The sequence below is a fragment of the Corynebacterium sp. 045007 genome (assembly GCF_040743205.1).
Taxonomy (GTDB): domain Bacteria; phylum Actinomycetota; class Actinomycetes; order Mycobacteriales; family Mycobacteriaceae; genus Corynebacterium; species Corynebacterium jeikeium_D.
On record NZ_JBFLKW010000012.1, the window covers coordinates 65,928 to 82,847 of the forward strand.

Sequence of the window (16,920 nt, forward strand, 5' to 3'; positions counted from 1 at the left end):
GGCAGCATTCACTGCCATTCCTCCCTCCGGCGGCATAACCCGCATCAGGTAAAAGCGGTCGGCGTTACTCGCCCTCTCAGCCAGCGGCATCTCATCGATACCGAGTACGGCTCCCGCGGAACGTGGTACTCCCCCATCATATGACTTCGGACTCACCGCCACGACACCGCATCCCCAACCTCGCCTAACATGGGGACATGAACGCCTCATCAGCCGCCACTCGCACAACACGACGCGCCCTGCTTGCCGACGCCCGCCTGTACCTCTGCACCGACTCGCGCGCATCCCGCGGTGATCTGCGCGAATTCCTGCACGCCTGTTACGAAGGCGGCACCGACATCATCCAGCTGCGCGACAAGAAAGTCGACACCCGCGACGAGATTGCCGCTGTGGAGACCCTCGCCGAGGTCGCCGCTGAACACGGCAAGCTCTTCGCCGTCAATGACCGCGCCGACATTGCCGCACTGACCGGCGCAGACATCCTGCATGTGGGCCAGGAGGACCTCACCACCGAGCAGGCCCGCCAGATCGTTGGCCCCGAGGTTCTCATCGGCCGATCCAACCGAAATCTGGACATGTTCGCCGCCTCGCTTGCCGACGATGGCATCGATTACGCGGTAATCGGTCCGGTGTATGCCACCCCGACGAAGCCCGACCGTCAACCCGTCGGAGTCGAGATGGTCTGTGAAGCTGCGGCACTCGTGCGGAGGGCGCGTGCACAGGGTTCAGCGGAGTCCCACCAAGATTCCGTGGCCGATATTGTGCGCCCGCACGACCGCGGCGCAAGTGACCCGGTAAAGCCATGGTGGGCAATCGGCGGTATCAACGCCGAGACCGCCGGCGAAGTTATCGCCGCTGGTGCGGAGCGCATTGTGGTGGTTCGCGCACTGACCGATGCGGAGAATCCGGAAGAGGCAGCGCGTGCTCTGCGCGCTGTGGTTTCACCAAGGAGCTAGGACCATGAGGATTCTTTCCCACAAGGACGAACTTCTCGCTCAGGCCAAAAGCAACAGTAATGGCCGCGCTGCGGAAATTGTTGTCCACGACGGCCCGCTACGCCAGACTCTCATCGCACTGACTGAAGGAACTGAGCTTTCCGCCCATAACTCGCCGCCCGCAGCCTCGATGCTTGTGCTTGTTGGCGAAGTTGAAATCACCGGTGCCGATAAAACCACGATTTCCGAGGGCAATCTCAAAGTGCTCACCCACGTCAAGCACGGAGTGAAGGCTCTAGCGGATTCCGTCTTCCTACTGACAACGGTCACGGGAGTCGAAGGAATCGACAGCCACGGCGACAAGTAGCAATCAACGCCTACTCTCCGGCGAACGTCTCCAACTGCCGAATGGCGCCCGAGACAATCAACAGGTCACCTGCGGTAATGCGGTCGTCGGCAAGCGCAGGGCGGAAGCGCTGACCGCGCTTTTGCACGGCGACAACCGTAATCGGTGCGCTCTGGTTAATCTCCGCCACGGTCTTATCCAGGCAATGGATCGGCGGCGCGACCTTACCGACTGCGTAGTCGCGATCGAACTCAAGGAAGTCCTGGACCTTGCCGCCGATTAGGTGCGCAATACGACGGCCAGTGTCGGCCTCCGGGCGAATGACATGGTGCACACCGATCTGGCCCAGAATCTTGGCGTGAGCCTGGTTATCAGCTTTCGCCCAAATCAGCGGTACATCCATGTCCACCAGCGCGGACGCGGTCAGTAACGACGCTTCGATATCACTGCCGATTGCAATGACCACGCGTTCGGCTTCATCGACACCGAGCTGCTTCAGTACTTCCGGCATGGTGGTGTCGGCGGTGACCACGTGGTCGAAGGTCGAGGACAGCTCCTGAACCACCTTTTCGCGATGGTCTACGCAGAGAACCTCGATACCGCCAGCGACCAGCTCCTCGCCGAGCGCCTGTCCGAAACGCCCCATGCCAAGGATTACAACAGGAGAAGAGCTGACTTGGTCGGCGAAATGCTCTGCAAAACCAGCAAACGGGTTGAATTTCGAGTTAGCCAATGAAGGGCCTTTCTTCCGGATATTCGTAGATGCGCTGGCGTGGGCGGGCGGCCAAGGCCGTCGCCAAAGCGATCGGGCCAACACGTCCGGTGAACATCAGCACGATGAAGATTGCCTGTGCTGCCACCGGCAGATTAGCGGTTATGCCTGTGGATAGGCCTACCGTGGCGAAGGCACTGACTACTTCAAAAAGGATTTGATCAGTAGAAAACTGTGGCGCTAGGAAACTGACGGCGATCACTGCCAGAAAAACCTGGCCAATACCGAATGCAAGAACGACGAGGGCCTGACGCAGCACCTTTGGATTGAGGCGCCGCCGAGCCACGGACACGGAGGTGTCACCGCGAATCTCCGCGAGAACGGCGGCGAGAATGACTGCCGACGTCGTGATTTTCACGCCACCTGCAGTACCACCGGTGCCGCCGCCAATGAACATGAGGAAGTCAGTGCCCAGCAGTGTCGATGGGTGGAAGTCCGCGTAATCGAGCGCGTTGAACCCCGCGGTACGCGGGCTCACACTAGCGAAGAATGAGTTGAGTATCTTCTCCCCTGTAGTGAATCCAGACATGGCATTGGACCACTCACCAAATGCCACCATGATTGTGCCCAAAGCAATCAGCAGGATGGTGCCTTTGATAGTGAAGCGAGTAGTCAGAGACCAGCGTTTAGGCAACTGCCCTCGCGTGCGGACACTAAGCCACGCTTTCAGGTGTCGCCAAGCCTCGAGCAGAACAGAAAAACCCAGACCACCAACGATAAGAGAGAAGGCCAACGGCAAAAGTATCCAGGCATCACTGCGGAACCCAATGACGTTGTCCGTATACAGAGCAAAACCGGCATTGTTGAAGCTTGAGATGGCATGGAACAAGCCCTCCCACGCAGCTCTCCCCCAGCCGTACCCATAACCTAGGTGGAACCGCAGCATAAGTGCCACTGCCACAACAAACTCCACCAACAGCGTGAAGCTAACGGCAGCACGGACAACCCACGAGATCTCGCCCATGTCCATACCGCGGCCCTCAACGCGCGCACCGGCACGGCGGTTCAGGCCGAGCCTTCCTGCTACGAAGAGGCCAAAAAGAGAAGCCAAGGTCATGAACCCGAGGCCACCCAGCTGAATCAACAACATGATGACGACTTTGCCGAAGGTTGACCAATGGGTAGCCGTATCTACGGTGATCAATCCGGTCAGGCTCGTTGCCGAGGTGGCTGTGAACAGCGCATCAGACAGCGCCGTGGGCAGGCACATATCCCCAGGGCTCGGGGCACACTGCCCCGTGGGGTGGCTATTGGCTGCCGAAATCGGCAGCATTAACAAAACCGTGCCAACGGTTATGAGGGCGACATAACACCACACCACCAACGTCGTGGGACGAACTCCCCGACGTGATTTAGTGGTCTGCCGCGACAGCGTAATCACCATCGAAACGTTAGTCCTCGTGGCCAGCGGTGTCGAGGGGATCCGAGAATTCTGCCCCTTACGCGTACCCGACTAATAGGGGAACTGCCTTACGCCCCATGCACAGTTGCAATATCCGTACACAATTCGCGCTTAATCCCCGCCCCCACACCCCACCCCGCTTTGGCTACTGCGGAAACCTTGAGTTATGGTCAGATTCATGATGACACCCCTGATGAACACACCCGCGCCGTGCGGCGCACAGTGGTGGTGGCTCGCTTAAGTCTGCGAGCAACGTCACGTCATCTCATTAATGTCGACGGCAAACCCGTCAAGTACGAGCTCGCAAGAAGATAAATCTGGCGGGCTCTTTTCTTTTATCGGTTCGAGACTTTTATCGGTTCGACAAAGAGAACCAGGGCCCGCTGAAATAAACAACAGCAACGAAAGGCCCCCTCAATGACTGATTACAACCCCAGCGCGGATGCCATCGCCAAGGCTTCAGCACCGACTGCAACTAGGGTGCCGTCGGCAAGCGTTAACGGCGCGGGCGAGGTGCGCGAAACCCTCTTACCTGCATTTTTCGGTCGCTTCGGCGGACAGGAAGTGCCAGAGTTCCTGCTGCCAGCTCTCGATGAACTGGAAGCGGCTTACATCGAGGCGATGAGCGATCCGGAGTTCCAGCGCGAGCTGGAAGAACTGCGTCGCGATTTCCTCGGCCGCGCGACCCCGCTGTTCGAATGCCGTCGTCTATCCACGCCGAACACGACGATTGTGCTGAAACGCGAGGATTTGAACCACGGCGGCGCGCACAAGGGCAACAACGTGGTCGGCCAGGCGCTGCTGGCAAAGCGCATGGGAAAAACCCGCCTCATTGCTGAGACGGGTGCAGGCCAGCACGGCACGGCCACCGCGATGGCCGCAGCGCTGCTGGGACTTGAGTGCGAGATTTACATGGGCGCGCACGATGTCGCCCGCCAGCACCCCAATGTCGAGCGCATGGAGCTCATGGGCGCGAAGGTCGTTCCCGTCACCACCGGCGAGGCCGGTTTGAAAGATGCTATTGACGAGGCACTGGTCGAGTGGAGCAAGACTCTCGACTCCACTTTCTACCTGCTGGGCACCGCCGCCGGTCCGCACCCATTCCCCACTATCGTGCGTGAATTCCAGCAGGTCATCTCGGAGGAATCACGCAGCCAGATGGTCGAGCGTTACGGCAAGCTTCCCGACGCTGTGATCGCAGCCGTCGGTGGCGGCTCCAACGCCATCGGTGCATTTGCTAACTACATCGACGACTCCGATGTCGCCCTCATTGGCGTCGAGCCCGCAGGTGAGGGACTCGACACCGATCGTCACGGCGCGCCCATCAATGCGGGCAAGACTGGCGTCCTTCACGGCATGCGCTCATTTGTCATGCTTTCCGACGACGGCGAGGTGTTGCCATCGCACTCCATCTCGGCGGGCTTGGATTACCCGTCTGTTGGCCCGGAGCACGGCATGCTGAAGGAGAATGGCCGCGCCAGCTATGTCGGGATTACCGACGAGGAGGCGCTGGAAGCGTTCCAGCTGCTCAGCCGCATGGAGGGCATTATTCCGGCGATGGAATCCTCGCATGCGCTGGCGCAGGCCATTAAAATTGCGCGACTCCGTGAAACCGACCCTGCCGCTGGTAGCGAGCTCGGGCTGCCGGTTCACGAAGGCGATGAGCCTTTGCTGTTGCTCGTGAACCTGTCGGGTCGCGGTGATAAGGATATGGAGCAGGTCCGGGAGTACCTGAACCAGTAGGAATAACCAGTAGGGATTGCTTCCCCACTAGCTGCCTAGCAGGAATCGGACCAAAGCTAATTCTTGTTAGGCAGCGCGGCGGTCGTCGGCGGCGATGCCCTGGTTCGGGTTCGCCTCCACGATGGCTTCGGCAAGCAGCGATGCCAGCGCATCCTGCTTAGATTCCTTGCCGTCCCGGAAAATCGGGGACACAGTATCCATAATCTCGTTGAATGCGTTCATCAGAGGTCACCTCTCTTAAGATCTCTTTGATCTTTATTGTTGGACTTCTCCAACCGATTCTTTGCGATTCCGCAGTTGAAACAATGTTTCATCGAACCGATTGGAACTTATGACTTGCAACCGTAGACCACAACACAAGACCTGGCAAGCACTAAACTTTATTTTTAGTTAACCTTTTGTTAACTTTTGGACGTTTTTTAGCGCAATCACTGCACCACAAACAGCGCCCCTCAGCGCCACCCCAAGCCTCGCTTCACCGCTCCCGACAACGGTTTCAAAAATCACGCTTTTACACAGCCAAAAACAGGGCGCGGAAGCATCTTTCGGTCGGACATAAACTATCCCCACTAAAAGCGCTTGCAACCATCGTTGAACATGAGTTACACACCGCGCTCAATCGTCACCCCGTGCGGGGATAGCCGCCAACTCCTCAGAGGCCAACCCCATCGGCAATTAAAGAAAAAGGGTCCCCTGCCAGCGGAAATAGACCACCGACAGAGCTGCCGGCTGTCAAAGATGCTGCCACGAAGGCCACCCCACTCCACTATCGCCCCAACCCCAGCCTCACTTGATGTGACCGCAGCCACAGAGCCCTCAATCTGAGGCGGTTTTCCGCCTTTACAGCGAACGGGCGATCAAGAAAACAGAGGCCCAACGGCCCCTTCCAGGAATGCCCCAACATCGGCTCTACCTGTGGCCGCCGGTAGAGGATTTAAAGCAGCGATTTGCTCGTCGAGCTCCCTATCTCGACCGGCTGAAAAACACCCCTGAAAGGGTGAGGTAAATCACACCGTGAGCGCCACTAAAGCCGCTTTAACCACGACCAGTAAATACCCCAATACGCCGAACAGCCTCTTCCATCTCGGACGTCTCACCGGCGAAGCAGAGGCGAACCCACTCATGGCCGTTCTCTGTGTCGAAGTCGATTCCAGGGGCAACGGCCACGCCCGTTGCAGCCAACAGTTCCCGTGCCCATGTCATGGAGTCGACGGAGTTCGGGTCGTCGTAAAGCCCTGCGATATTGGCGTAGATATAGAAACCGCCGTCGGGCGGAGCGATATTACCGAGACCGACGCGGGGCAGCCCCTCGAGCAAAACGTCGCGGTTGCGTGCGTAACGCGTCACGTGCGAATTGAGCTCGGCAATGGACTCGGGGCTGAACGCTTCCACCGCCGCTGCCTGCGAAATTGCCGGTGGACAGACAGTGAGGTTGGCTTCGAGGCGATCAAGCGGCGCACGCAGCCACTTGGGAACGATGAGCCAGCCGACGCGCCAGCCGGTCATCGAGAAGTACTTACTGACACTGCCAACCACGACCGCCGCGTCGGAGAACTCGCGTGCAGACGCACACTGTCGGCCATAAGTAATGCCGTGATAAATCTCGTCGGAAATGAGCAGGCAATCGTGCTGCTCACACCACTTCGCAATGGCACGCAGCTCGTCGGCATCGATAATGGTGCCAGTGGGATTATCCGGACTGGTGACAATCACGGCCTTGGGCACGCGCGGAAGTGCCTGCAGGTGCTGGGCAGTGAGTTGGAAACGAGTCTCGGGACCGCAGTCGATCTCAACAATGTTGGCGCCGAGCGCCTGCAGCGTATTGCGGTATGCGGGATAGCCCGGGCGCGCGAGCACAATATCGTCGCCGACGTCGAGCGCTGCGAGGAAGAGTGCCACGAAACCGCCGGAAGAACCGGTAGTGATGACAACATCAGCGGCCTCCGTGGCCGTGCCGTAGTTTTCACGATGCCAGGCGGCGATGGTTTCACGCAGCTCAGGCGTGCCGACGGCCGCTGTGTAGCCTAGAACCTGATTTTCTAAATCAGCACGCGCACGGGCAATCGCGGCAGCCGGGGCCGCGGTCGCGGGCTGTCCCACGCAGAGGAATAGAGCATCACCGTGAGTACGCTGACGCTCCTGTGCGAGCGCGAGAACATCCATCACATGGAAGGGTGCGACCTCACAGCGGCGGGATGCTAGGTCGCGCTGGGGCTGGGATGCCTGCGGTGACTGCGAGGAGTTTAACGGCTGCGGTGACTGCGACGACTTTGGCAACTGCGGAGATTCGGCGTGCATACCTTCATCTTTGCAGCCACCGAGGCCACCCGGGAAATCCAGTTCAACCCGGGTGGGTGCACCAGTGAGGTATCCGAGTGCAGCCTGACCGCCTCGGGCATTATTTAGATGGAAATGCGGCCCTCAACTGCAGGTAGTGCAATGTCGGTGCGGTAGTGCGAGCCCTCGAGCTTAATGGTCTTGATGGTCTCGTACGCCTTGTCGCGGGCCTCTTCCAGCGTGTCACCAACGCCGATAACGTTGAGCACACGACCACCAGCGGAGACCAGCTCACCTGCAGCGTTGCGGGCAGTACCAGCGTGGAGAATGCCATCTTCCTCGCGGCCAGGCTCTGCACCTTCAATGACATCACCCGTGCGAGTCGATACCGGGTAGCCTTCAGCGGCCAGTACAACAGTCAGAGCGTAACCATCACGCCAAGACAGCGGACCGAAGTCCGCCAATGTTCCGGTAGCAGCGGCGTTGAGCAGCTGCGCCACCGGGGACTCCAGCAGCGCCAGCACGGCCTGGGTCTCCGGGTCACCGAAACGGCAGTTGAACTCAATGACAGCCGGGCCGTCCTCGCCCCAGGTCAGACCCGCGTACAGCAGACCCTGGAACGGGCAGCCGCGAGCAGCCATTTCACGAGCGACCGGTTCGCAGACCTCGGCGACAATGCGCTCAGTTGCGCCTTCCGGCAGCCAGGACAGCGGGCTGTAAGCACCCATGCCACCGGTGTTCGGCCCCTCGTCATTATTACCGACGCGCTTGTGATCCTGAGCCGGCAACAGCGGGACGACGGTTTCGCCGTCGACCAGGCAGAACAGGGAAACTTCCGGGCCGTCCAGGAAGGACTCCAGCAGCACCGGGTTACCGGCTGCCAGCACCGCCTTTGCGTGTTCGAGAGCCTCAGCGCGGTCCTTAGTGACCACGACTCCCTTGCCAGCAGCCAGACCGTCATCCTTCACGACCCAGTTCGGGCCAAAGCGGTCAATGGCGGCCTCGATGTCTTCGTCGGAAGCCTCCGGTTGGATGGCCTCTGCCGAGGCGGTCTTTACCCCAGCCGCCTTCATGACGTCCTTAGCGAAAGCCTTGGACCCCTCAATCCGAGCTGCATCAGCGTTCGGTCCGAAGACTGCGAAACCAGCGTCGCGCAGCGCGTCTGCCACACCCGCGACCAGCGGAACCTCAGGGCCAATAACAACCAAATCGGCCCCAATTTCCTTGGCCAGCGCAACAGCGCCAGCGGGGTCATCCACGACCAGTGGATGCATGGTTGCAATTTCACTCATACCCGCATTACCAGGGGCTACGTGAAGATCAGTAGCCTGCGGGTCCTTACTCATTGCGTACAACAGGGCGTGCTCACGGGCACCGGAGCCAATTACGAGGATGCGCATAGCAATCATCTTACTAATCAGCCCGGATAACTCTCATCGCACCCAACCCCTCAATCCGCTATTCGGGTTACCCTTGGCACATGAGCACAGTATTTACCAAAATCATCAACGGTGAACTCCCCGGTCGTTTTGTCTACCGCGATGACAAGGTCGTCGCATTTTTGACCATCGAGCCAATTGCGCCTGGTCATACGCTGGTCGTCCCTGTTGAAGAGGTGGACAAGTGGACGGACGCCTCGCCTGAGCTATGGGCTCACCTCAATGAGGTTGCCCAGAAGGTTGGTCAGGCTGTTGTCTCCGCTTTTGACGCTCCGCGTGCTGGCTATCTCATCGCCGGCTTCGAGGTTCCCCACACCCACATTCATATCTTCCCTGCCCACGATATGTCCGGGTACAACCTACAGTCGGTAGATCGCAATCCTTCCGCAGAGTCCATGGATGAGGCCGCCGCTAAGCTACGGGAGGCCCTCGGGACTGACGAAGACGGAAAGTTGGTGCGCTAATCGCCGCTTCAAACGAGGATTTTCGGGAAGAACAACTTCCGGTAGTCCCTGCCCCTGAAGCGCAGGAACCGGAGGCGCAACAACCGGCTGCAGCTGAAGGATCAGCATCGCTTCCCTATGCCATCTTCCGTCCGCTGCGCGGTGTTTTCGAAGATAACTGGGGAGCCAAAGTATCCAAGTCCCGGCCGTGGCCGGTCATCCTCCTGCACGGAACAGGCCAGGTCAAGGGCATTTGGGAGGCCCTTGGCGGTCAGTTGCGGGAGGATGGCTGGGCTGTCTTCGCGCCAGACTTTGGGCACCGCGCAACAGACCCCATCAATCAGTCCATCGACATGCTCGTGCCCTACATCAAGGCTGTCCTGCACGCCACTGACGCAAAGCACGCCGTTATCGTGGGGCACTCGCAAGGCGGCTTAATCGCCACCCTGCTTTCTCTACGCATTTCCAAGTACATCAAGCATGTTGTCTGTCTTGCCGCCCCCAATCACGGCACCAACCTGGGCGGCATCGCTTCCGGCATCACTAAGATTCCCGGCACGAGGTCGCTGATGAGCAACTTTGTTCAGAGCTACTGGGGCGTTTCCGGCTTGGAACAGCTCACGGGCTCAAAGATGGTTTTGAACTCCAATTCCCACGATATTCTCGGCCCCGGCGTTACTTACACCTGTATTGCCACTAAGTATGACCAGCTCATTTCCCCGCCACAGTCCTGTTTCTTGGATGATGGTGACACAGGCATGGTCACCAATCTCTATGTGCAGGACACGTTCCCTCAAGCCATCGTTTTGCATGAGCAGATGGCACACGATTGGCGTCCCCGCACTCTTACTCGCGAGGCACTATTCAAGCTGGTAGGCGAGGATTTTGACCCAACCGAGCATGCGGAATAGACCGCTCCTAACGCGGATTTTCCCGCCGACAGCCGCTCGCCCGTCCCAGCCAAATCCGAGTCCGGCAGCAGGGAACCTCAGCGACCCCGTTCCGGTTATCGCATTACATGGCACGCTCGATAGTCCCGGCGCGTGGGCACCGCTTGCCGACGGACTCCGTTCCCTCGGCCGCCGAGTCTATGTACCGGCCTACGGAAACCGCGGCACTGCTGCCCTTGCGGATTCTGTCGCCGAAGTCGAGGACTATATCAACGGAGTTTGCGCTGAAACGAACTCGGACACGGTCGACATTGTGGCTCACTCTCAGGGTGGGCTATTGGCTTTCCTGTTATTTACACGCCTAGCGAACCTTGAATACGAGCGCATTTCATTTCGCCGTGTCATCAGCGTGTCGGGCTCTGTCGGCGGCGTAAATCTGACTGGAATTTCCCGCATTTTGGGCTGGCGAAATGGGTCTCTTGCCCGCTGGCTAATGGGACAGGCTTTAGCCGATCAAATTGCGGTAGCGGCAGAAAAATATGACCTTCCTGCCGCCAACACTGCCCCACACCTCCGAGGGCGCAAGGCAGCTGCACCTGACTGGATTAACGTCATCAGCCACCATGACAGTCTGGTCATTCCGTGGTCCGATACCGCGCAGAGTTTCCTGCCGGACAGTCGAACTGTTTTGCTCGAATCCGAGCTGGAGGGCAGGTCTGTTGCGCATTGGAAGCAGCAAACAGACCCCGAAGTGATCGATCTGATCACTCGGCTATTGGCGTAGAGCTTCGACCTAGAACTTGGTCAACGACTCGCGCGCGGTGACGACATCCGCAAGCAGCTGCTGCGCAGCTGGCGAGGGGTTATCGGAGGTGAGGGCCTCGATGACGACGTCGGGAAGCCCTGCGGCGCGGTAGTCGTCGACAGTGACATCGCCGTACTCAAGGACGCCGTGGAGCCATGCGACTGCACGCGACTCTGGCGAAATGCAGCGTCGTGCGGTGCGTTCCTGCTGAACGAGCACATCGCGGTTTTCCACCCCGCGCATCCCCAGCCGCGCAAGAGTGCGAGCAGCAGAGATAAGGTTCTCACCGGCAACACGATCCTGCTGATTCGGGTTGGCCGGCGGCTTCTTCCGACCACGACGGCGCACGTAGAGCTCCTGCTGGCCAATACCGACCAGAGAACCATCGCGGTTTCGGATTACAGAGGTGTATGGAACGACCGTCGAATAGCCGCCTTCTGTTTCCGCCTTAAGCTTTTCGACCATCTCATCCGGCACCTCTACCTCGAGGTACGCACCGTTCTTACCTGGGCGAATGAACTCAAACGAACCAGTTCGCGTCCACGCCTCGTACTTATTGACGTCCAGGCGCTGCATAACCAGCGTGCCAAACAGCACATCCGTCATCGAAAACAGCGCACCGCCAAATGCCGCGCCATGCATATTCGCAGTCAGAGCGTTCAGGCGCAGCTCCAATCGCCCCTCAGACCAGTCATCCGCAATCTCGGTGATACGGATGCCGGTGCCAAACAGCGGCGGCCAAATGTTCAGCAAGAACTTTGCCTTAGCCGGGGACATCTCTTTCTCAGCAAGTTTGTACAGGGTGCGTCGCAGCGAGGGACCAATAGACATAACTACTTACATTAGGTGCTGACCGGACAGACGCGGGTATTATTGTCCGAAAACAAAAGTGTGTCGGCTTCAGCACATGCTTTACGACGGCTCCCGCGCCCCACCTTTTATTAAGACAACGACTATTTAGGCAGCAAACCGTTCCGCCAGCGTATTGACGCGCCGAGTAAAGTAATCCCGCAATTGCGCGTAGCGAGGATAGCCATAAATGCCGCGGTCAGCCGGGTCATCATATTCCCAGCGCTCCGTCTCTACATCTGGTGCGATGTAGTCCGAAACGTCGATTTTCCCCACAACAATGACCACATCCGCACTGTCCGCGAGAGATGGCGTGAGCTGATGAGGATCCCCATCACACCGTGCCCCCACCTCACAGAGTGCACGCCGCGCGTCTTCATCCAGACCGCGGTCATCATCATCGATGCTGATACCTGCTGACAAAACTGTCAGGCCCGGGGCAGCTTGCCGCAGCAGCCCTTCTAGTACGCGTGAGAGTCCCATGTTTGAACTACTGACAAAGAGCACCTCTGACATGGCTCTATCGTAGAATATTTTTCTCAGAGAAATCACCCCAGCCTGTGGGGTTTTCTGGAGGATTTTACAGAAAAATGCCAAAAGCGCCCATAGCGCAGGCCCTTCCCCGAGACCAGCCCTATCGACGCTTATGACTTAAAAACAAAGCCCACTTTACATACGCGTGTAACTCCTGTGAAGCATGGGGCTAGAGTTGCAGATGTGAAAGCTCCGTGGCCTGTGATTTTCCGGCTGTCGGCGTTGCGCTGTCCTGCTGTCGGTGTTGCGCTGTCCTGCTGGCGGCGTTGCGCTGTCCTATCGATGCAATATTCACCTATCGATACGCAGCAGCGTGGCCATAAGTGAATAGCTCATCCATATGTTGACCGGGACTTCCGACAACGTGCGCATAAGTGAAAGAAAATTCCCCCGCCCCAGCCCCCGACAGGCATTTGCCCTTTAATCAGTCTTCAAACGCACCCTTTGTTCCCCGCCCGACCTCCTTAAACCGGATAAAATTGGCGGGGCCGATCGCTCGCGAATAGGAGAATCACCGTGACCGACTCTCGCGATATTAAACCTTTTGCATCCAACCGCGGCCCCAAAGTGACCTCCATCGGTGCCATCATCGGCGCAGCAGCAGTGGGCGGCCTGCTTCTCGGAGGTGTCGGTGCGGGCACCTGCTTGGCGGTCTTTGATTCGCCCGAGCGCTCTGACTACGTCATGCAGCCCGCGCAGCGTGAAGTGCAGGCTGACATCATGGACTCAGACGATGTGCTCACCCCGGAGGAAGAACAGCGCATGCTTCGCGATGTCTCCCGGATCGCCGCCCCTGACGTGGTCCAAGGGCTGCACTACATGGTCTTTGCCGAGAACAAGGAAAACGTTAATGACTCCGTAGAGGAGTACCTGCGCGATAACCACCAGGAGCTCATCGGCAAGGATAAGTTTGCTGATGGCCAGGTCTTCGTCGGCGTGGGCCTTGATCCGCGCCAAGCCTTCGTCTTCGCGGGTGAGGACGTGGCTGCTCAAATGAAGCTACGCAAGAATGACAGCCATCTGAAACAGTCCATCGAAGCAATTAAGCCGGGCGTGCGGGATGACAACATTCCTGCTGGCCTCTTTGCTGGCGCAGCGGCTGCAATCGACGTAGACCGTGCTGCGGATACTCAGTACGAGGGCGCAAAAGAGGACCGGATGGCGGCGGCCGTTGGCCTCGGGGTGGCGGGCCTGAGCGTTGGCGGCGCTGGTGTCGGCCTCGCCGGCGGTGTACGCCGCAGCCGGCAGAAGAAGACACAGCAGGCACGCGAGGACTGGGACTACGTGTCGCAGACCTACACCGATGTGGCGCAACGGCTAAGGGAGATTGATATTCGAGCGCACTCGCTCCAATCAGGGCTGGTGGATGAGCGCCTGCGCCAGGACTGGGAGGGTTTGCGCGATGACTTCCTAGCAATCGATAGCCAGGTTGGTTTCCTCATGTCGATTCCGGCGGATGCGCCAGATGAGCAATTCCGCTCACACTCCGAGCTCATCGCCAACGCGCGCCAACTGTGCGAGCGCGTGGAAACCGCTGAGGCCAATATTGAAAAGCTGCACCGCATTGAGAACGCTGATGCGGATGCTCGCCGCTATGAACTCTACGAGCTGGAGAAGGATCTGGCACAGGCAGGCTACTTGGCCGCAAGCATCGACTCGGCGCTTGAGCGCCACGCGAAGGAGTTGGAAGATGCCGCCACTGAATTATCCAAGGAACCACACCATCCGCAGTTCATGGAGCGCTACCTAGAACTCTTGGATCGCTCCGCGCTCTTGTCGGAGCACGTGCAGTCCCAGCTGCAGAAGCGCAATGAGGCCGACGAGCGCCCCGAGCGCACGCGCATCTACGACTCTGATTTCTTCGCTGGCTCTGGCTACCACGGCTACGTGCCCTTCTATGTCGTGAGCACCTGGGATAGCGATGCCACCACTGCCCGCGACAGCTCTTCCAGTAGCGGTGGCGTCAACAGCGGGTTTAGCTCAGGGTTTTCCGGTTCAGGCGGTTCTTCCAGCTTCTAAGCCGACTTACGGGACAGAGGGGATGCGGACGTTCTGTTAGACGATTTCACCCCTCACGCTACTTAACCCCTACATTTTCCCCTTTAAACCAAAGAACCCCAGGCCGGAAAACTTCCCGACCTGGAGTTTTGGAGCCGGAAACGGGACTCGAACCCGTAACCTACCGTTAGGGTACCCTGTAAAGGTTTGACCTATAATGCCATTTATGCCTGTCAAAGCCGTTTCTCGCGCCACACAGGGACACCTCCCCTACTAATTTTTGAGGAAAGTCTTTGGGGAAGTGCGGAGTTTTCCGAAGTAGACCCGCAGCTGGACATACGCCACAGCCTGAGTACAAGACTTAACCGGCGGTGGCTACACGGTGTCGACTAGGGGCCACACACCCCTTGCCCCAGCAACCCCTGCCCGTCGCACCCCTACCCCCCACGCATAAAAATGGACTGGGATTGCCCCCAACCCCTCAATTCCGGTTACTGCTCCTGCCACCCCACGTCGTCGGGTGTGACATCCCGGCGCGGGCCCAGTCGCGCAGCGCTCGCCACTGGTATCTCGGATGCAGTACCGCAGATACCCGTCGAAGAGCTGGACGCCTATCTACCAGTCCCGCAGCAGCCCGCCACTCTGCAAATCCCACAACCCCGACCCATAAGCTAGGGCTTTGTCATGCCTTCTGCACCGAGGCAGACGCTCATACCCTTCGACAGGCCGGCGAGGCGGTAGGCGGCTAGCGGGTCCCAGGCACCCGCGGCAAGCCGCCCGGCGCGGGCAACGGCGCCCCTCAATGGGCGAACACAATTGGTAAATTGGTCGTTTCAGGCTATCAATAGTGTCGCAATGAGAGCGCCTAGTGAAATAGCGAGCATCCCTAAGCAATTGACCCAAAACTCGCTACCTAGAAACTTGGCTCGGATATGTGCGATTGCTGCGGTGCAGAAGTAGGCAATGACTCCAACCATCGTCGCTATTCCAATGCCTGGTATCCAGAGCCCAATAATGAGTCCACTTGCTGCTAGGCACTTGATAACGATAAGAGCCCACCACCACTCTGTAGGAAGTCGTACTCCTCTGAGGCAGGCCTCGATGAATGCTACGGGTTTGAGCGAGAGTACCGCGTCTCCGAACAAAATGGCTGCAAGAATGATGGAGGGCCAAGCAGGCGAAGATTCGAGAATCATTATTTTACTCCGTACGCGATTTTAAGACGGGAGATGGAACTGTTCGCGTGAATGGATAGTTCGTCGGTGTCGTATGCACCGGCAGCCCAGCCAAGAAGCAACCCAAGATAAATGTTGTAAAGGATTGTCGCGAACTCTTTAGCGTCATCTTTAGGGAGCATATTGCCTAGGCGCAACACGATTTCATCTACCAAGAGAGTTCGAAGCTCGTTGAGAATCTCTCCGTTGTCTCCCTGTGTGATTAGGGCAGCGCCATACGCTTTCGATAATTCTTCCTGCCCAGTAAACATTTTCAGGAAAGGAGCGAGAACGTCGAGAAGGTTGTCTGATTGTCGACGGAGCTCATCGTGCATGACGGTGATTCGATGTCCGATGGTCTGAATCAACAGCGACTGCTTGCTCCCGACGTTCATAACGGTTCCAACGCTGACGTTAGCTTTCTGCGCGATGGCACGCACATTTGTATCCGCGTACCCGACTGACACAAAAAGGGCATAGGCGGTATCCAAGACTTTATTGCGCGTCGCCTCCTTTTGAGTAGCACGACTTGATTGAACTTGTTCACTGAACATGTTCAAATCGTATCGCTACATCAATCTACGGTCAAGTAGCGATGTGGTTATCCAAGTACATTGCTGTCATGAGAGGCGAGCGGGTTTCCTGCTTACAAGGAGGAAAGTTATAGCTGATCGTCACACACCTACATGTTTTTGCCAGACCAGCTTCTCGGGCCAATAGACTCAAGGATTGCCGAGCGCTTGGCCGATAAGCCTACGAGCTTGTTCCACGGCCAACGCACGACAGGGGCACCGACGACGCGGGTACTGCCTATGCGTGACGACCCATCCGGCACATACCCCCACCCTGGCAAAACTCTGGCCGGGCTCTAACATGGGCAGGCTTGCCGCACCTCGCCGGCGACGATGTGGCGCAGGCCGACCGGGAGCTGCTGCCTGCGGTGATTTCCTATCACGACCTCCGTCACACGGTAGCGACCGCCATGGCTGCAACGGGCAACGCGGCGCTGGCCACCTTGCAACTGGGCCATGCCTCCGCCTCGACTACGGAGGCCGCCTACATCAACCGCGCGGGAGATGTTGACAACTCCGCAATCATTGAAGCGTTCGCTGCCGACGCGCTGGCAATTTTCGGCGGCTAGTCGCTGCCCTCCTGCCGCCGCCCCTGCGCCCTCTTGGCGGGTTAAGTAAAGAAAAGTGTGTCCGCATGCCACCATAACCCCAGACCACACACCACAAATCACCAAAGAATAGCTCCCCGAAAGCTATTACCC

The 16,920-nt window shown here is 58.4% G+C and carries 17 protein-coding genes and 1 riboswitch; of the genes, 8 read left to right on the forward strand and 9 right to left on the reverse strand.

Translation table 11 applies throughout. From position 1 onward, the window contains the following. Positions 1–4: 4 nt before the first annotated feature. Positions 5–127: riboswitch (TPP riboswitch) on the reverse strand. A gap of 70 nt (positions 128–197) precedes the next feature. Together AB1Z34_RS07450 and AB1Z34_RS07455 are read left to right on the forward strand one after the other, a co-directional pair. Beyond that, a complete protein-coding gene (locus tag AB1Z34_RS07450) occupies positions 198–956 on the forward strand; it encodes a thiamine phosphate synthase (protein WP_016421423.1) in 759 nt (252 codons plus the stop codon). Between the two features lie 4 nt (positions 957–960). Then, positions 961–1,302: a hypothetical protein gene (locus tag AB1Z34_RS07455; RefSeq protein WP_016421424.1), complete on the forward strand. Its 342-nt coding sequence runs from the start codon at positions 961–963 to the stop codon at positions 1,300–1,302. A 10-nt stretch (positions 1,303–1,312) separates the two neighbouring features. On the opposite strand, the gene AB1Z34_RS07460 is transcribed toward AB1Z34_RS07455, so the two are convergent. Together AB1Z34_RS07460 and AB1Z34_RS07465 are read right to left on the reverse strand one after the other, a co-directional pair. Beyond that, positions 1,313–2,014 (reverse strand): TrkA family potassium uptake protein, encoded by a 702-nt coding sequence (locus tag AB1Z34_RS07460; RefSeq protein ID WP_016421425.1) that lies wholly within the window; start codon positions 2,012–2,014, stop codon positions 1,313–1,315. Then, positions 2,007–3,437: a TrkH family potassium uptake protein gene (locus tag AB1Z34_RS07465; protein ID WP_016421426.1), complete on the reverse strand. Its 1,431-nt coding sequence runs from the start codon at positions 3,435–3,437 to the stop codon at positions 2,007–2,009. The genes AB1Z34_RS07460 and AB1Z34_RS07465 overlap by 8 nt, the downstream gene beginning before the upstream one ends. A gap of 435 nt (positions 3,438–3,872) precedes the next feature. On the opposite strand from AB1Z34_RS07465, the gene trpB reads away from it, so the two are divergent. After that, entirely contained in the window at positions 3,873–5,198 is a 1,326-nt protein-coding gene (gene trpB / locus AB1Z34_RS07470; RefSeq protein ID WP_016421427.1) for a tryptophan synthase subunit beta, read from the forward strand. 66 nt (positions 5,199–5,264) lie between these two features. Here the strand turns inward: trpB and AB1Z34_RS07475 are convergent, their stop codons facing one another. The 3 genes from AB1Z34_RS07475 to purD form a co-directional block, all read right to left on the reverse strand. After that, positions 5,265–5,420 carry a hypothetical protein gene (locus AB1Z34_RS07475; protein WP_016421428.1) on the reverse strand — a complete coding sequence of 52 codons (156 nt, stop codon included), beginning with the start codon at positions 5,418–5,420 and terminating at the stop codon, positions 5,265–5,267. An 813-nt stretch (positions 5,421–6,233) separates the two neighbouring features. Then, on the reverse strand, positions 6,234–7,361 hold the full coding sequence (locus AB1Z34_RS07480) for an aminotransferase class I/II-fold pyridoxal phosphate-dependent enzyme (RefSeq protein ID WP_042388927.1): 1,128 nt from the start codon (positions 7,359–7,361) through the stop codon (positions 6,234–6,236). Positions 7,362–7,600: 239 nt separating this feature from the next. After that, on the reverse strand, positions 7,601–8,875 hold the full coding sequence (gene purD / locus AB1Z34_RS07485; RefSeq protein ID WP_187406428.1) for a phosphoribosylamine--glycine ligase: 1,275 nt from the start codon (positions 8,873–8,875) through the stop codon (positions 7,601–7,603). Between the two features lie 80 nt (positions 8,876–8,955). Between purD and AB1Z34_RS07490 the strand changes: the two genes are divergently transcribed. From AB1Z34_RS07490 to AB1Z34_RS07500, 3 genes are all read left to right on the forward strand, one after another. Then, positions 8,956–9,378, forward strand: coding sequence for an HIT family protein (locus AB1Z34_RS07490; RefSeq protein WP_005511554.1), 423 nt, complete (start codon positions 8,956–8,958; stop codon positions 9,376–9,378). Positions 9,379–9,581: 203 nt separating this feature from the next. Next, positions 9,582–10,268, forward strand: coding sequence for an esterase/lipase family protein (locus AB1Z34_RS07495; protein ID WP_367158148.1), 687 nt, complete (start codon positions 9,582–9,584; stop codon positions 10,266–10,268). After that, entirely contained in the window at positions 10,258–11,031 is a 774-nt protein-coding gene (locus tag AB1Z34_RS07500) for an alpha/beta fold hydrolase (RefSeq protein ID WP_070603952.1), read from the forward strand. Before AB1Z34_RS07495 ends, AB1Z34_RS07500 begins: the two co-directional genes overlap by 11 nt. Positions 11,032–11,040: 9 nt before the next feature. Here AB1Z34_RS07500 and AB1Z34_RS07505 read toward each other — a convergent pair whose 3' ends face one another. Both AB1Z34_RS07505 and AB1Z34_RS07510 read right to left on the reverse strand, forming a co-directional pair. Next, a complete protein-coding gene (locus AB1Z34_RS07505) occupies positions 11,041–11,883 on the reverse strand; it encodes a PaaI family thioesterase (RefSeq protein ID WP_367158143.1) in 843 nt (280 codons plus the stop codon). 126 nt (positions 11,884–12,009) lie between these two features. Continuing rightward, complete coding sequence (locus AB1Z34_RS07510) at positions 12,010–12,384, reverse strand: hypothetical protein (protein ID WP_367158144.1); 375 nt, start codon at positions 12,382–12,384, stop codon at positions 12,010–12,012. A 567-nt stretch (positions 12,385–12,951) separates the two neighbouring features. Between AB1Z34_RS07510 and AB1Z34_RS07515 the strand changes: the two genes are divergently transcribed. Further along, complete coding sequence (locus AB1Z34_RS07515) at positions 12,952–14,454, forward strand: hypothetical protein (RefSeq protein WP_016421435.1); 1,503 nt, start codon at positions 12,952–12,954, stop codon at positions 14,452–14,454. Positions 14,455–15,266: 812 nt separating this feature from the next. Here AB1Z34_RS07515 and AB1Z34_RS07520 read toward each other — a convergent pair. Then, positions 15,267–15,629: a DoxX family protein gene (locus tag AB1Z34_RS07520; protein ID WP_016421436.1), complete on the reverse strand. Its 363-nt coding sequence runs from the start codon at positions 15,627–15,629 to the stop codon at positions 15,267–15,269. Then, a complete protein-coding gene (locus tag AB1Z34_RS07525) occupies positions 15,629–16,201 on the reverse strand; it encodes a TetR/AcrR family transcriptional regulator (RefSeq protein WP_367158145.1) in 573 nt (190 codons plus the stop codon). The genes AB1Z34_RS07520 and AB1Z34_RS07525 overlap by 1 nt, the downstream gene beginning before the upstream one ends. 329 nt (positions 16,202–16,530) lie before the next feature. On the opposite strand from AB1Z34_RS07525, the gene AB1Z34_RS07530 reads away from it, so the two are divergent. Then, on the forward strand, positions 16,531–16,788 hold the full coding sequence (locus AB1Z34_RS07530) for a tyrosine-type recombinase/integrase (protein WP_016421438.1): 258 nt from the start codon (positions 16,531–16,533) through the stop codon (positions 16,786–16,788). Positions 16,789–16,920 lie beyond the last annotated feature (132 nt).

Excerpts from the sequence above, each read along its gene's own strand:
- AB1Z34_RS07450 (WP_016421423.1), top strand. The coding sequence starts at position 198 with ATGAACGCCTCATCAGCCGCCACTCGCACAACACGACGCGCCCTGCTT.
- AB1Z34_RS07455 (WP_016421424.1), top strand. The coding sequence starts at position 961 with ATGAGGATTCTTTCCCACAAGGACGAACTTCTCGCTCAGGCCAAAAGC.
- AB1Z34_RS07465 (WP_016421426.1), bottom strand. The coding sequence starts at position 3,437 with ATGGTGATTACGCTGTCGCGGCAGACCACTAAATCACGTCGGGGAGTT.
- trpB (WP_016421427.1), top strand. The coding sequence starts at position 3,873 with ATGACTGATTACAACCCCAGCGCGGATGCCATCGCCAAGGCTTCAGCA.
- AB1Z34_RS07475 (WP_016421428.1), bottom strand. The coding sequence starts at position 5,420 with ATGAACGCATTCAACGAGATTATGGATACTGTGTCCCCGATTTTCCGG.
- AB1Z34_RS07480 (WP_042388927.1), bottom strand. The coding sequence starts at position 7,361 with ATGGATGTTCTCGCGCTCGCACAGGAGCGTCAGCGTACTCACGGTGAT.
- purD (WP_187406428.1), bottom strand. The coding sequence starts at position 8,875 with ATGCGCATCCTCGTAATTGGCTCCGGTGCCCGTGAGCACGCCCTGTTG.
- AB1Z34_RS07490 (WP_005511554.1), top strand. The coding sequence starts at position 8,956 with ATGAGCACAGTATTTACCAAAATCATCAACGGTGAACTCCCCGGTCGT.
- AB1Z34_RS07500 (WP_070603952.1), top strand. The coding sequence starts at position 10,258 with ATGCGGAATAGACCGCTCCTAACGCGGATTTTCCCGCCGACAGCCGCT.
- AB1Z34_RS07505 (WP_367158143.1), bottom strand. The coding sequence starts at position 11,883 with ATGTCTATTGGTCCCTCGCTGCGACGCACCCTGTACAAACTTGCTGAG.
- AB1Z34_RS07510 (WP_367158144.1), bottom strand. The coding sequence starts at position 12,384 with ATGGGACTCTCACGCGTACTAGAAGGGCTGCTGCGGCAAGCTGCCCCG.
- AB1Z34_RS07520 (WP_016421436.1), bottom strand. The coding sequence starts at position 15,629 with ATGATTCTCGAATCTTCGCCTGCTTGGCCCTCCATCATTCTTGCAGCC.
- AB1Z34_RS07525 (WP_367158145.1), bottom strand. The coding sequence starts at position 16,201 with ATGTTCAGTGAACAAGTTCAATCAAGTCGTGCTACTCAAAAGGAGGCG.